Source organism: Marinibaculum pumilum (assembly GCF_042646425.1).
Taxonomy (GTDB): Bacteria; Pseudomonadota; Alphaproteobacteria; order Ferrovibrionales; family Ferrovibrionaceae; genus Marinibaculum; species Marinibaculum pumilum.
Map to the genome: position 1 here is coordinate 61418 of NZ_JBHRTR010000036.1, position 13491 is coordinate 74908.

Below are 13491 nucleotides of genomic sequence, written 5' to 3' on the forward strand. Positions count from 1 at the left end.
GCCGCGCCGCAGGGTGCTGCGGCTAGGCGGTCCGTTCGGGCAATTCCAGTCGAAACGTCGTGCCCCGTCCGTCCGACCGCAGCAGTCTGAGGTCGCCGCCATGGGCGCGCACCAGCTCAAGTGCAATTGTCAGGCCAAGACCTGTCCCGCCCGACCGGCTGCCGCGAAACGGCTCGAACAGATGCGCCCGCACCTTCTCGGGCAGGCCCGGCCCGGTATCGGCCACCTCGACCGCGATGCGGCCCTGCCCGGCCACTGCCAGGACGGAAAGCTCGCCCTGCCCGGCCATCGCCTCCACGGCATTGCGCATCAGGTTCAGCAGCACGCGGTAGAGCTGCTCGGGATCGGCTTCCACCATGAGGTCCGGCGCCACGTCGTTGCGCCATCGCGGTCCGCCATCCGCCCCCAGGTCGAGGGTCGCGGCCACCTCCTCCACCAGGCCATGCAGCGCGAAGCGCCGGCGTTGCGGCGGGCTCTCCTCCGCCTTGCCGAACTGGAGGGTGCGGCCGCAGAGCGCGATGGCGCGGTCGACACTGGCGATCAGCCGCGGCGCCACGCGCTGCACGGTCGGATCCTCCACCGTCGACAGGCGGTCGGAAAGGAGTTGCGCCCCGGCCAGGATGTTGCGCAGGTCGTGGCTGATCTTCGCCACCGCCGCACCCAGCGCCGCCAGCCGCTTCTGCTGCGCCAGCGCGGTCCGCACCTCGGCTTGCATGTGTGCCAGCTGCACCTCGGCGATGCCGATCTCGTCGCGACGCCCGGACGGCCGGATCACGCGGCCGGCATCCTCGGGCCGCCGGCTGAAGCGGATCATGCTGGAGGTGAGGCGCCGCATCGGCCGCACCATCAGGAAGTAGAGCGCCAGAAAGACCAGCGAGGCGGTGATCAGGGAAATCATCAACGACAGCAGGAAGATGCGGCTGGAATAGTCGGCGATCTCCTGCTGCAGCGGCGCCGGATCCAGAACGATCTCCAGCACCAGGTCGGGATTGCCGGGATGCTGTGCGACCACCAGCAGGGCATTGCCGGCCCCGCCCAGGATGGTGGTGAAGGTATCCGCGATCAGCGAGACCGGGTCCTCGTCGCGCAGGTCGTAGACGGCGCCCATCTCTTCCGGCGGATGGGCGCCCAGGATCAGAGCGCGCTGGTCGCCGGCTTTCAGCGCCACCGCCATGGCGCCGACACTGTGCAGCAGTTCCATCGCCAGGTCCGGATCCAGCCGCTTCTCCGGCGCCGCCGTGATCGCCAGCGACGCCAGGTAGGCGGCCTCCACCCGCCCCTGCAGATAGCCCTGCTGGAAGCGCGCGACGGAGGGCACGTAGATCAGCACTTCGCTCAGCATTACGAAGATGATTGTCAGGACCAGCAGCCGGCCGGACAGGGACCGCAGCAGGGAGGGCCGGGCCGGCACGGGCAGCGGTTCGGCAGGGCCGGACAGGATCCCGGGCGCCGCAGCAGCGGCGCCGGCTTCGGCATCTGCGTCGGGTCTGGTATCCAAGAACGTTCCCCGAAAGGCCGCCGCCCGCGGCCGGGCGGGTCGCGGGTCAGGGCAGACGCAGCAAGAGCCCGACCAACTTCCTGGTCAGCGGGCTGAACAGTTTCGGCATATAATAGGCGCCCGCCGCACGTTTGCCGACCTCGCCATAGGTCGGGTAGGGCAGGACCGCACCGGCGAAGGCGCCGATCTTCATGCCCCGCTGCACCGCCAGGACCCAGGGCTGCACCACCTCGCCGGCATGGGCGCCGGCCACGCCGGCGCCCAGGATCCGCCCCTTCGCGTCGGTGACGACCTTGATCAGTCCCGCGGTCTGCCGCTCCGCGCGGGCGCGGTCGTTTTCCGCATAGGGCCAGCGCAGGATCCGGATCCGCCCCGCCCGTTCCCGCGCCGCCGTCTCCGACAGGCCGACCCAGGCCAGCTCCGGCTCGGTATAGGTAACCCAGGGCATGGTGTCATGGTCGGTCCTGGCCGGAATCCGGAACAGCGCGTTCCGGATCACGATGCCCGCATGGTAGCCGCCGACATGGGTGAATTGCGGGCCGCCCGCGACATCGCCGATGGCAAAGATCCGCCGGTTGGCGGTGCGCAGCCTGCGGTCGACCTGGATCCCGCGCGGGCCGCTCTCGACCCCGGCCAGGTCCAGGCCGAGTGCCTCGACATTCGGCCGGCGCCCCACCGCGACCAGAAGATGACTGCCGGTGACTGGCGCGCTGCCGCCCGAGAGATGGACCTCGATCCCGGCCGCTCCCGCCGCGACCCGCTCCGCGGCTGCGCCCTGGCGCAGCACGACCCCGTCGCGCCGCAGGCTGGCCAGTACGACCGCCGCCAGCTCCGGATCGTCGCGCCCCAGCGCCTGCGCCGCCTCCACCACCGTCACCGCCGCGCCCAGCCGGCGGAAGGCCTGTGCCATCTCCAGCCCGATCGGGCCGCCGCCGAGGATCACCAGGTGGGACGGCAGTTCGGCAAGGTCGAACAAGGACTCGTTGGTCAGGTAGGGCACCTCGTCCAGGCCCGGGATCGGCGGCACGGCGGGGCGTCCGCCGGTGGCGATCACGAAGCGCCGCGCCGTGACCTCGCGCTCGGCGCCGCCGGTCGCGAATGCCACCCGAAGCCTGTCGCGGCCGGTGAAACGTGCCGTGCCCTGCAGGACGTCGACCCCCATCGCCCGGTAGCGCGCGACCGAATCGTGCGGCGCGATGCCGTCGATGACGCCATGGACATGCCGCATCACCGCGGGGAAATCGACAACCGGCGGCTGGTAGCGGATGCCGAGCGCCTCGGCATCCTGCCAGGCATGCGCCATCCGTGCCGCCGCCAGCAGCGCCTTGGACGGCACGCAGCCGACATTCAGGCAGTCGCCCCCCATCGCCCCGCGCTCCACCAGCACCGTGCGCGCGCCCAGCATGGCGGCGGCCGAGGCCACGCTCAGGCCGGCGGCCCCGGCGCCCACGACGCAGATGTCGCAGTCGATCGGGCCCGCGGTGGCGACATGCGGGCCGGCAGAACGGACAGCGGACATCGGCGGATCCTTCAGCGGGGCGGTCAGCCGGGTGGGCAGCGGGGTGCGTCGCGTCGGCGACCGCGCAGGCGGCCATAGGCCACCGGAAGCAGCGAGAGCAGTCCCAGCAGGGAAAGGGCGATCAGGATGTCCGGCGTCACCACATTGCCGAGGGAGAAGCTGTCCGCCTGGTCCAGCACCCGGCCGAGGCTGGCGCCCACATTCGCGAAGACGAAGGTGCCGGGGATGATGCCGATGAAGGTGGTGACCGCGAAGACGCGCAGCCGCACCTCGAAGAAGGCCGGCGCGATGTTCACCAGGAAGAAGGGAAAGACCGGCACCAGGCGCAGGAACAGCAGATAGCTGAACGCGTCACGCGACAGGCCGCGCTCCAGGCGGGCGATGCGCCGCCCGAAACGGGCGCGGAAGATATCGGCGAAGGCCGCCCGCACGGCCAGGAACAGGGCCACCGCACCGGCGGTCGCCCCCACGACCACCAGCACGGTTCCGGCCAACGCCCCGAAGAGGAAGCCGCCGAACATGGTCACCAGCGCGCTGACCGGCAGCGAGAAGGCGGCGATCGCGGCATAGGCCAGCACGAAGGCCAGGCCGGCCAGCAGGGGGTTGGCCAGGGTCCAGCCCGTGATCGCGGCGCGGTGCGCCTTCAGCATCTGGAAGACCGTCTGTTCGTCGGGTGCGAACAGCAGGAACGCCGCCAGGCCGACCGCCAGCAGCAGAAGCGGCAGCATCCGCCGGATGCGGCCGCCGATCCCGGCCGGCGCCGGCGGCGCCGCCGCAGGGGCGCGATCGACAGGGGCGCGATTAACAGGGGCGCGATTAACAGGGGCGCGATCGTCCGGATCGGCGCGGCCGCCCGATTGCGCCGCCTCCGGTCGCGCCGCCCGCGGTTGCTCTGCCCCCGGTTGCCCTGCCATGCTCATCCTGTTCGCCTGCCTGCCCGCATATCGCAGTATCGCACCCTGCCCGGTCCGCGTCGCGCAGTCCTGCATATTGACGAAGAACCAGGGGGCGCAACGACGGCGGCGCCGTCTCACCGCAAAGTGACACCCTGATGCCGGTGCGATCCCGGCGGGCGCCGGATGCGGCTCGTGCCGATTGACTCGGCCCGGTCGAGCGCCTATAAGCCCGCCTCTGATTTCGAGACTGCCCGCGCGACCGCGAGCGGCCCTGCCCCCATGGGCATGCGCGCCGGACCGTCGCCGGGCCGACCAGCAGGAGTACAAGTCGTGAAGCGGACCTATCAGCCGAGTGTGCTGGTGCGCAAGCGGCGGCACGGTTTCCGCGCGCGCATGGCAACCAAGGCAGGACGTGCCGTCCTGGCCCGACGCCGGGCCAAGGGGCGCAAGCGCCTGTCCGCCTGACGCCGGAAAGGCCGGACCGGAGCATAGGCACCGGACCGCAGAAAGACACCGGGCGGATGCCCGCCAGGATCGCCCTAGCGCCGGCCACGGCATGGAGCGGAACGGCGAACGATGTCCAGCGCGCCGCGCGGCACAGCCCCCATTCAGGCCGAAAACCATCAGGCCGAAAACCATCAGGCCGGCAGCATCGCCGGTCCGAAGGGCTTGCGGGGCGACGATGCCGGCGTGCCGGCCGCGTCCCCGGCGGGACATGCGTCCCGCCGCGCCGGGACTCCCGGCAATCTCCCCGACATGACCTCTGGCGTGACAGCCGGCAAAGCCGGGGCAGATGATGCCGGCCTGCGCCGCCTGAAGCAGCGCCGCGACTTCCTGCGGGTCGCCGCGAAGGGCCGCAAGGCGGCGCGCGAGGGGCTGGTGCTGCAGGGCGCGCCCACGCCGGTAGCCGAGGTCGGCAGCGCACGGGTGGGCTTCACGGCAAGCCGCAAGGTCGGCAATGCGGTGGCGCGGAACCGGGCGAAGCGCCGGCTGCGCGCCGTCGCCGACCTGGTGCTGCGGGGTCAGGCCCTGGCCGGCCACGACTATGTGCTGATCGGCCGCAAGGCGACTCTGGAGCGGGACTTCGCCGCCCTGTGCGGCGACTGCCGGCAGGCGCTGCGGCGGCTGAAGCTGGCGCGCGACGGCGGGCCCAGAGATGGCAATCCCAGAGAAGGCAATCCCTGAGATGGCGGGCGCCAGGATGGCGGGGGGCGGCCCGGCGGCGGCGGTCCTGAAGGGCCTGGTGCTCCTCTATCGCTGGTTCCTGTCGCCCTGGCTGGGCGGCCATTGCCGCTACCAGCCGACCTGTTCCGAATATGCGCTGGAGGCGCTGACGACGCATGGGGCGCTGCGTGGCGGCTGGCTGACCCTGCGCCGGCTGGCGCGCTGCCACCCGCTGGGCGGACAGGGTTTCGACCCGGTCCCCCTTGCGTCCGACGCTGCATGGGGGCAGACAGGGGGCCGGCGGCGCCAGCCGCCGACGACAGGGATCGCCCCCGCCGCCGCCGCGGCACCCGCTTCGACGGCGGAGCGCCAGGCGGCCGACAGTTCAGGCAACCGCCTGCAGCAGGACCTCCCGACCGACGCGCCGCGACCCGAAGCATCCGGGGCGGCGCGGCGGGAGGCCGGCGGCAGCGGCATGCACCCCTCGCCCGGCCGCTGATCGCGGCCCTCAGAGAGACTATTCGGCATGAACGACAACAACCGGAACCTGATCCTGGCGATTGTCGCCTCGGTGGTGATCCTGATCGGCTTCCAGTACTTCTACACGCCCGAACCGCCGCCGAAGCAGGTGGAGCAGGCACGGCAGAGCCGGTCCGCCGCCGGTGGGGGTGGCCAGGGCGGCAGCAGCCTGGAGCCCGGCCAGGGCTACAGCCCCGACCTGGGCGGACCGGGCGCCGAGGTGCCGGGCGGCAGCCGCAGCCGGGAGGAGATCCTCGCCTCCACCCCCCGCATCGCCATCGACACGCCGCGGGTGCACGGTTCCGTCAGCCTGATCGGCGCGCGGATCGACGACCTGACCCTGAAGGACTACAAGGTCGACCTGTCCGCCGACAGCCCCGACATCATCCTGCTGTCGCCGCAGGGCGCGCCGGATGCCTATTTCGCCCAGTTCGCCTGGGGCAAGCTGAACACCGGCGGCAAGGGCACGACCCTGCCCGGCGACACGACCCGCTGGACCCCCGACAGCCAGACCCTGACGCCGGACAGCCCCGTGGTGCTGCAATGGGAGAACGGCGACGGGCTGACCTTCAAGATCCGTCTGTCGATCGACGACGATTATCTGTTCCAGGTCGACCAGTGGATCGAGGCCACCGCCGGCGGCGCGATCGCCGAGGGCGAGATCCCGCAGCTGCGGCCCTACGGGCTGGTGCGCCGCCACGGGACGCCGGAGGGCACCGGCCTGTTCGTCCTGCACGAAGGTCCGCTGGGCGTCTTCCGCGACTCCCTGGACCAGGACGGCACCCTGGACGAGATCAGCTATTCCACCCTGCAGGACGACGGCGCGATCAAGGTCAACTCGATCGGCGGCTGGCTCGGCTTCACCGACAAGTACTGGCTGACGGCGCTGATCCCGCAGCAGGACCAGAATGTCGACACCCGTTTCCTGCACGAGGGCGGGGTCGGATCCGACATCTACCAGGTCGACCTGGTGAACCGCGGCGAGGCGGTCGGCGCGGACGGCGCCTATACCACCCGCCTGTTCGCCGGCGCCAAGGTGGTCAACGTCATCGACCGCTACCAGGAGGACCTGGGCATCATCCGGTTCGACCGGACCATCGACTGGGGCTGGTTCTATTTCCTGACCCGGCCGATCTTCGGCATCCTGGACTATTTCTACGGCCTGATCGGCAATTTCGGCCTGTCGATCATCCTGCTGACCCTGTGCATCAAGATTCTGTTCCTGCCGCTGGCCTACAAGTCCTACGTCTCGATGAGCGCGATGAAGAACCTGCAGCCGGAGATGGTGAAGCTGCGGGAACGCTTCGGCGACGACAAGCAGGCGCTGAACCGCGAGATGATGGCGCTGTACAAGAAGGAGAAGGTCAATCCGGCCGCCGGCTGTATCCCGATCCTGCTGCAGATCCCGGTCTTCTTCGCGCTGTACAAGGTGCTGCTGATCACCATCGAGATGCGGCACGCGCCTTTCTTCTGGTGGATCCGCGACCTGTCGGCGCCGGACCCGACGACGATCCTGAACCTGTTCGGCCTGCTGCCCTACACGGTCACGCCGGCCGACCTGGGACCGCTGCAGTTCATCTCCATCGGCGTGCTGCCGATCATCATGGGCGGGACCATGTGGCTGCAGATGCGGGTCAACCCGACCCCGCCGGACCCGGTGCAGGCGCGGATCTTCATGCTGATGCCGATCTTCTTCACCTTCCTGCTGGCGCATTTCCCGGCCGGCCTGGTGGTGTACTGGATCACCAACAACACCGTGTCGATCGCCCAGCAGATCTTCATCCAGCGCCGCATGAAGACCCGCACCGCGCGGCCGTCGCCGGCCAAGACCTGACCGGCGGACGGCAGTGGCGGCGGCAGTCGGCAGCGAGGGCGGCCCTTCCCGGGACGAGCAACTCGACGACGAGGCACCCTATGCCCCGGAAGGGCTGGAGCGCGGCCGGCTGCTGTTCGCCGGCGGTTGCGATTTCGTCGCCGGCGTCGTGCCCGGCGGCGCCTTTCCGCCGCAGGAACTGCCGGAAGTCGCCTTCGCCGGCCGCTCCAACGTTGGCAAGTCCAGCCTGATCAACGCCCTGACCGGCCGCAAGGCGCTGGCCCGGGTGTCGAATACCCCGGGGCGGACGCAGCAGCTCAACTTCTTCCGGCTGAGCCGCGCCTCGGGCGGCGACGGCGCGGACGGGCTTTTTCTCGTCGACCTGCCGGGCTATGGCTATGCCAAGGCGGCGAAGCGCGACATTGCCCGCTGGACCGGCCTGACGCGGGACTATCTGCGGGGGCGGGTCGGGCTGCGCCGGGTCTGCCTGCTGATCGATTCCCGTCACGGCCTGAAGGACGGCGACCGCGGGATCATGGACCTGCTGGACGAGTCGGCGGTGGTCTACCAGGTGGTGCTGACCAAGGCGGACAAGCTGAAGGCCGGCCAACTGGAGGCGGTGCGGGCGGCAACGGCGAAGGCCCTGGCGCGGCGGGTGGCGGCGCATCCCCGGCAGGTCGTAACCTCGGCGGAGAAGGGCACGGGCATTGCGGAATTGCGTGCGGAACTGGCGGAGCTGACCCTGGCATGAACGACGATACCGACGGCAAGAACGAGAAGCCCCGCCTGCGCGCGGTGGATGGCGGCCTCGCCGACCAGGAGGCGCGCCAGGCCCGCGCCCGGATCCTGTCCGAGGCGCTGCCCTATATGCGCCGCTTCGCGGACCAGACCTTCGTCATCAAGTATGGCGGCCATGCCATGGGGAGCGAGGAACTGGCCGACGATTTCGCCCGCGACGTGGTGCTGCTGAAGCAGGTCGGCGTGAACCCGGTCGTGGTGCATGGCGGCGGCCCGCAGATCGGCGCGATGTTGGACCGGCTGAAGGTGCAGTCCTCCTTCGTCGACGGCCTGCGGGTGACCGACGCCGCCACGGTCGAGATCGTCGAGATGGTCCTGGCCGGCTCCATCAACAAGCAGGTGGTGACGGCAATCAACCGGGCCGGCGGCACCGCGATCGGCATTTCCGGCAAGGACGGCAACCTGATCGAGGCGCGCAAGCTGCGCCGCACCGTGAAGGATCCCGGCTCGAACATCGAGAAGATCCTGGACCTCGGCTTCGTGGGCGAGCCCAGCCATGTCAATCCGGCGGTGCTGGACGCCCTGCGTGCGACCAAGGTGATCCCGGTGATCGCCCCGATCGGCGTCGGCGAGCATGGCGAGACCTACAACATCAACGCCGATACCGCCGCCGGCGCGATCGCCGGCGCGCTGGGCGCCACCAAGCTGATCATGCTGACCGACGTGCCCGGCGTGCTGGACAAGTCCGGCCAGCTGATCCCCTCGATGACCCAGAAGGAGGCGCTGGTCAGCCTGGGCGACGGCACCATCTCCGGCGGCATGATCCCGAAGCTGGAGACCTGCCTGTCGGCGCTGCGCGCCGGCGTGAAGGCGGCCCATATCCTGGACGGGCGGGTGCCGCACGTTCTGCTGCTGGAGGTCTTCACCGAGCAGGGCGTCGGCACCATGATCGGCGCCACGCGGCCCCCTGCGGCAAGCTGATCCGGCACAGCCTGCGGCGCGGCGGGGCCGGTCAGACCTCCGCCCAGCGCCGCAGCAGGTTGTGGTAGATGCCGGTCAGCCGGATCACCTCCGCATCCTTGTGCCCGCGGTCGGCGGCCAGGGCCTGCACCGAACGGTCCAGGTCGAACAGAAGCGACCGCGCGGCATCCTCGCGCACCATGCTCTGGATCCAGAAGAAGGAGGCGAGGCGGGCGCCGCGGGTGACCGGCGTCACCTCGTGCACGCTGGACGCCGGGTAGAGCACCATATGACCCGCACGCAGCTTCACCGTCTGCCCGCCATAGGTGTCGACGATGCGCAGCTCGCCGCCGTCGTAGTCCTCCGGCTCGTTGAGGAACAGGGTCGCCGACAGGTCGCTGCGCACCCGGTGCTCGGTGCCGGTCACCCGCCGGATCGCATTGTCGATATGCGCGCCGAAGGTCTCCCCCTCGGCATAGCGGTTGAAGAGCGGCGGAAATACCTTCTGCGGCAGGGCGGCGGAGATGAACAGCGGGCTGCGCGACAGCGCGGTCAGCACCACCTGGCCCAGCTGCCGCGCCAGATCGGAGTCCTCCGGCAGCTGCATGTTGCGCTTGGCCTGCGCGGACTGCTCCCCGGAAGTGGCATTGCCGTCGATCCACGCCGCCGCCGCCATCAGGCGGCGGATCTCCGCCAGCTGGGGCGGGTTCAGGACGTCCGGTATCTCAAGCAGCACGGCAGGGCTCCACAGCTGTCGAACGCCGGCGGGCCCCGCCATGCGGCGGGGCCCGGGCCTTCCTCTCCTGGTTCTATACGGGCTTGCGCAGCGCCGGCTAGAACTTCACCGCTGCCGTCAGCATCGCCGAGCGCCCCGGTCCCAGGGTCGCCATGTGGGTGACATAGGCCTTGTCGTAGTAGGTCTCGTCGGTGATGTTGTTCACGTTCAGCTGCAGGCTGACATTCTCCGTCACCCGGTACTGCGCCATCGCGTCGAAACGCCAGTAGGACGGCACGTAGCGGGTGTTGGAGGTATTGCCGTAGACCTTCGAGACATAATAGGCACCGCCGCCGAGGGTGAATTCCGGCAGCACGTCGTAGGTGGAGAACAGGCTGAAGGCGTGGCGCGGAGTGTTGGGCATCTCGTTGCCCTCGTCGCCCGGATTGGCGGGCCCGGCCTCCAGGATTTCGGAGCGCAGGTAGGAATAGCCGCCGAACACCTTCCATGCCCGGGTGATATTGCCGGCCAGGCCCAGTTCCAGGCCGTCGACCTGGTCCTTGCCGAGATTGTCCTGCGGCGCGCCGCGGCCGGGCGCGGTGGCGACATAGGCGTTGTCGGTCACCGTGCGGAACAGGGCCGCGGTCGCCGACAGCCTGTTGCCCAGCAGGTCCCACTTGGTGCCGATCTCGTAGTTCCGGTAGGTCTCCGGCGCCAGGTTCTCGTTATTGCCGCTGATATTCTCCTGCCCCTCGCCGGCGGTCACGCCGGGCGGCGCGGAGGAGGTGCCGTAGGAGACATAGACGCTGCCATAGGGCAGCGGCTTGTAGACCACGCCGCCCTGGTAGTTGAACAGGGTCGAGTCGTTCTCCAGCCCGCTGTCGGTCTTTGTCCGGTAGTCGTCCAGCCGGACGCCGAGATTGACCGACCATTGCGAGGTGATGTCGATCGTGTCGTAGGCGAACAGCGACCAGGTGTTGGTGGTGGTCGTCGTCGGGTTGTTCTGCGCGATCGTGCCCGACCAGGGATCCGACGGGTTCGGGTCGTACAGGCTGGTGCAGTTGTAGCCGCTGGCGGGGCCCGCCCCGAACAGGTTGCAGCCGCCGCGCGGGATCGCCACGCCGCCGGCCGCCAGGGTGGAGACGGCGTAGCTGCGGGTGGTCGTCTCCTCCCGCATGATCTCGAAACCCAGGTCGAAGCTGTGGCGCAGCGGCCCGGTCGCGTAGGTGCCGGACAGGTCGGTGACATTGCCCACCGTCGTGTTGTCGGACTTGCGGCTCTTCGGGTTGCGGAACACCAAGCCGTTCACGACATTGCCCTGGCTGTCGTCCGGATTGGTGGCGATATAGTCGTTCGACGACCGGCTGTAGCGGGTGACGTTGCGCAGCAGCAGCCAGTCGGTCACGTCATGCTCCAGCCACAGGGTGCCGGCATCGGTGCGCTGCTTGATGAAGTCGCGGTCGGTCAGGCCGTAGAAATTGTCGCGGTCGACATCGACCGGCTTCCCCGTGGTGGTGTCGTAGGGATGGCCATAGTCCGGAATGCCGTCGGACTGATAGTGGTAGTAGTTGAAGGTGGCCCGGGTGTCGCTGTGCAGGCCGACGGTGATGCTCGGCGCGAAGCCCCAGCGGTCGTCATAGACCGCGTCGCGGCCCGCCACCTCGGAATCCTGCCACATCGCGTTCAGGCGTACGGCGATGCTGTCGTTCACCACCTGGTTGACGTCGGCGGTGAGGCGCTTCTTGTCGGCCGTGCCCAGCACCGCGGTGCCGCCGTAGAAGCTCTGCGCCTTCGGCGTCTTGGTGACCAGGTTGATCGACCCGCCCGGGCCGCCGCGGCCGATATAGGAGCCGGCCGGCCCCTTGATCACGTCGATCTCCTCCAGGTCGAAGACCTCGCGGGTGGCGGAGGCATTGTCCCGCATGCCGTCGACGAACAGGCCGGAGGAGGACTGGAAGCCACGGATGTTCGGCAGGTCGCCGACCGGCACGCCGCCCTCGCCCATGTTCATCGTGATGCCGGGCACCACGCGCAGCGCGTCCTGCAGCGAGGTGGCGCCTATATCCTCCATCACCTCCGGCGTGATCACGGTGACCGAACGCGGCGTGTCCAGCAGCGGCGCCGTGAACTTGCCGAAATTCGCATTGTCCGCCTTGTAGCCTTCCGGCGCCGACTGCCCCTCCACGGCGACCGGCGGCAGGGTGACGGCCTCGGTATTCTGCGACGGCCCCCTGCCCTGCTCCTGCCCCCTGCCCTGCTCCTGCCCAGTGCCCTGAGCCTGCCCAGTACCCTGAGCCTGGGCCATGGCCGGCTGCATGGGGACCAGCGCCGTCAGGACGGCGCCTGCCACCAGCAGGCCGCCGGCCAGGGCAATCGGCGATACGCCATGCTGGAGCTGCTCCGCTAGGCGGCGGTGGGTCTTTGGCATCGCTGATACTCCCCTGGACGCGCCGGCCCCCGCCGGCCTGATCCCGGCCTCGTCGATGGCCGGCACTGAATTGCGAATACGTCGCATTTGCGACACTGCCAGGGTCTTATAATTTGCTAATGACTCGCAATTGCATACTCTGCAAGGAAGCCCTGCGTGGCATGCAGGGCTTTCGCGGGCTAGAGCATCGCCGTGAAAGCCGCCGAGCAGCGCATCCCGCCGTCTCGCAGGCGCAGGACGGCGGCCAGCGCGAGATCGTCGGCCAGGGCCAGCGCGGAATCCGCTTCCTGTGTGGCGAGCGCGGTGGCGTAGGCGTCGGCCTGCATGCAGTCCCGGGCCACCACGCTGACCGCGGCGATATCGGTCTGCGCCGGACATCCCGTGCCCGGATCCAGGACATGGCCGTAGCGCCGCCCGTCATGCCAGAAATGCCGTCGGTAATCGCCCGAGGTCGCGATCGCCTGGCCATGCAGAGCGACGAGCGTCCCGCCTTCGCCTGGCCGGGCGTCGCCGGCGTCCCGCCTCAGACGGCCGTTGCACGGCATCGGCACCTCCTCCAGCCCGACCCACCAGGGCGAACCGTCCGGCTTCACCCCCTCGCCCCGCAGTTCGCCGCCGATCTCGAGCAGCAGGCTGGTGACCCCAAGCGCCATCACCGCCTCACAGACGCGGTCGACGGCATGTCCCTTGCCGATTGCCGACAGGTCGAGGGTCACGCCGCCGGGCTGACGCACGGACTGACGCGGCAGGTCCAGCAGAAGCTCCCGCCAGCGCGCCCGCTGGCCCGGATCGACAGCCGCGGCTGCGGCATGACCGGCCGGCGATGCCGCCGGCCAGGGCGGCGCTTCGACAGGCCCGGACGGCCCGAATCCCCAGCGGTCCACCGCCGCGCCGAGGCAGGGGTCGAAGGCCCCGCCGGTCGCCTCGGCGATCCGCAGGGCCGCCTGCAGGACGCCGAAATGGGCACTGGAGAAACGATGCCAACTGCCCGGTGCGCCGCGATTGAACCGGCAGAGCTCCGACTCCGGCACCCAGCCGCTCATCTCCGCCGTCACCGCGGCCAGTTCCTCCACCACGACCTTCCGCAGGGCCTGCGGCAGGCAGTCCGGCGGCGCATGCGCCGTCAGCGACCAGCCGGTCCCCAGCGCGGCACCGTGCAACTGCACCCGGTGGGTCCCGCGGGGGCGGGCCGGCGGCCGCAGCAAAGGCGGTACGACGACAAGCGCCATATCCTGCGCCGC

The 13491-nt window shown here is 70.0% G+C and carries 12 protein-coding genes; 6 read left to right on the forward strand and 6 right to left on the reverse strand.

Annotated elements, in window-relative coordinates:
• Positions 1–22: 22 nt before the first annotated feature.
• From ACFOGJ_RS22720 to ACFOGJ_RS22730, 3 genes are read right to left on the reverse strand one after another with little or no spacing between them, the layout of a single operon-like run.
• Entirely contained in the window at positions 23–1498 is a 1476-nt protein-coding gene (locus ACFOGJ_RS22720) for a sensor histidine kinase (protein WP_379904912.1), read from the reverse strand.
• Between the two features lie 46 nt (positions 1499–1544).
• Positions 1545–3017 carry a dihydrolipoyl dehydrogenase family protein gene (locus ACFOGJ_RS22725; protein ID WP_379904914.1) on the reverse strand — a complete coding sequence of 491 codons (1473 nt, stop codon included), beginning with the start codon at positions 3015–3017 and terminating at the stop codon, positions 1545–1547.
• Positions 3018–3040: 23 nt separating this feature from the next.
• Positions 3041–3745 (reverse strand): TVP38/TMEM64 family protein, encoded by a 705-nt coding sequence (locus ACFOGJ_RS22730; protein WP_379904916.1) that lies wholly within the window; start codon positions 3743–3745, stop codon positions 3041–3043.
• A gap of 498 nt (positions 3746–4243) precedes the next feature.
• Between ACFOGJ_RS22730 and rpmH the strand changes: the two genes are divergently transcribed.
• The 6 genes from rpmH to argB all read left to right on the forward strand — a co-directional run bounded on the left by rpmH (position 4244) and on the right by argB (position 9128).
• Positions 4244–4378, forward strand: coding sequence for a 50S ribosomal protein L34 (rpmH, locus tag ACFOGJ_RS22735; RefSeq protein WP_379904918.1), 135 nt, complete (start codon positions 4244–4246; stop codon positions 4376–4378).
• 303 nt (positions 4379–4681) lie between these two features.
• Positions 4682–5098 carry a ribonuclease P protein component gene (gene rnpA, locus ACFOGJ_RS22740; RefSeq protein WP_379904919.1) on the forward strand — a complete coding sequence of 139 codons (417 nt, stop codon included), beginning with the start codon at positions 4682–4684 and terminating at the stop codon, positions 5096–5098.
• 1 nt (position 5099) lies between these two features.
• On the forward strand, positions 5100–5576 hold the full coding sequence (gene yidD, locus ACFOGJ_RS22745; RefSeq protein ID WP_379904921.1) for a membrane protein insertion efficiency factor YidD: 477 nt from the start codon (positions 5100–5102) through the stop codon (positions 5574–5576).
• A gap of 27 nt (positions 5577–5603) precedes the next feature.
• Positions 5604–7430 carry a membrane protein insertase YidC gene (gene yidC / locus ACFOGJ_RS22750; RefSeq protein WP_379904923.1) on the forward strand — a complete coding sequence of 609 codons (1827 nt, stop codon included), beginning with the start codon at positions 5604–5606 and terminating at the stop codon, positions 7428–7430.
• A gap of 94 nt (positions 7431–7524) precedes the next feature.
• A complete protein-coding gene (gene yihA, locus ACFOGJ_RS22755; protein ID WP_379905145.1) occupies positions 7525–8160 on the forward strand; it encodes a ribosome biogenesis GTP-binding protein YihA/YsxC in 636 nt (211 codons plus the stop codon).
• Positions 8157–9128, forward strand: a complete 972-nt coding sequence (gene argB, locus ACFOGJ_RS22760) for an acetylglutamate kinase (RefSeq protein ID WP_379904925.1) — start codon at positions 8157–8159, stop codon at positions 9126–9128. Before yihA ends, argB begins: the two co-directional genes overlap by 4 nt.
• A gap of 31 nt (positions 9129–9159) precedes the next feature.
• Here the strand turns inward: argB and ACFOGJ_RS22765 are convergent, their stop codons facing one another.
• The 3 genes from ACFOGJ_RS22765 to ACFOGJ_RS22775 all read right to left on the reverse strand — a co-directional run bounded on the left by ACFOGJ_RS22765 (position 9160) and on the right by ACFOGJ_RS22775 (position 13416).
• Positions 9160–9843: a Fe2+-dependent dioxygenase gene (locus tag ACFOGJ_RS22765; protein ID WP_379904927.1), complete on the reverse strand. Its 684-nt coding sequence runs from the start codon at positions 9841–9843 to the stop codon at positions 9160–9162.
• Between the two features lie 97 nt (positions 9844–9940).
• Positions 9941–12250: a TonB-dependent receptor gene (locus ACFOGJ_RS22770; RefSeq protein WP_379904929.1), complete on the reverse strand. Its 2310-nt coding sequence runs from the start codon at positions 12248–12250 to the stop codon at positions 9941–9943.
• A gap of 179 nt (positions 12251–12429) precedes the next feature.
• Complete coding sequence (locus ACFOGJ_RS22775; RefSeq protein ID WP_379904931.1) at positions 12430–13416, reverse strand: FAD:protein FMN transferase; 987 nt, start codon at positions 13414–13416, stop codon at positions 12430–12432.
• Positions 13417–13491: the final 75 nt, after the last annotated feature.

What these genes read in the sequence shown, in the direction of transcription:
- ACFOGJ_RS22770 (WP_379904929.1), bottom strand. Translation starts at nt 12,250, where the DNA reads ATGCCAAAGACCCACCGCCGCCTAGCGGAGCAGCTCCAGCATGGCGTA.
- argB (WP_379904925.1), top strand. Translation starts at nt 8,157, where the DNA reads ATGAACGACGATACCGACGGCAAGAACGAGAAGCCCCGCCTGCGCGCG.
- ACFOGJ_RS22730 (WP_379904916.1), bottom strand. Translation starts at nt 3,745, where the DNA reads ATGCTGCCGCTTCTGCTGCTGGCGGTCGGCCTGGCGGCGTTCCTGCTG.
- yidC (WP_379904923.1), top strand. Translation starts at nt 5,604, where the DNA reads ATGAACGACAACAACCGGAACCTGATCCTGGCGATTGTCGCCTCGGTG.
- ACFOGJ_RS22725 (WP_379904914.1), bottom strand. Translation starts at nt 3,017, where the DNA reads ATGTCCGCTGTCCGTTCTGCCGGCCCGCATGTCGCCACCGCGGGCCCG.
- yidD (WP_379904921.1), top strand. Translation starts at nt 5,100, where the DNA reads ATGGCGGGCGCCAGGATGGCGGGGGGCGGCCCGGCGGCGGCGGTCCTG.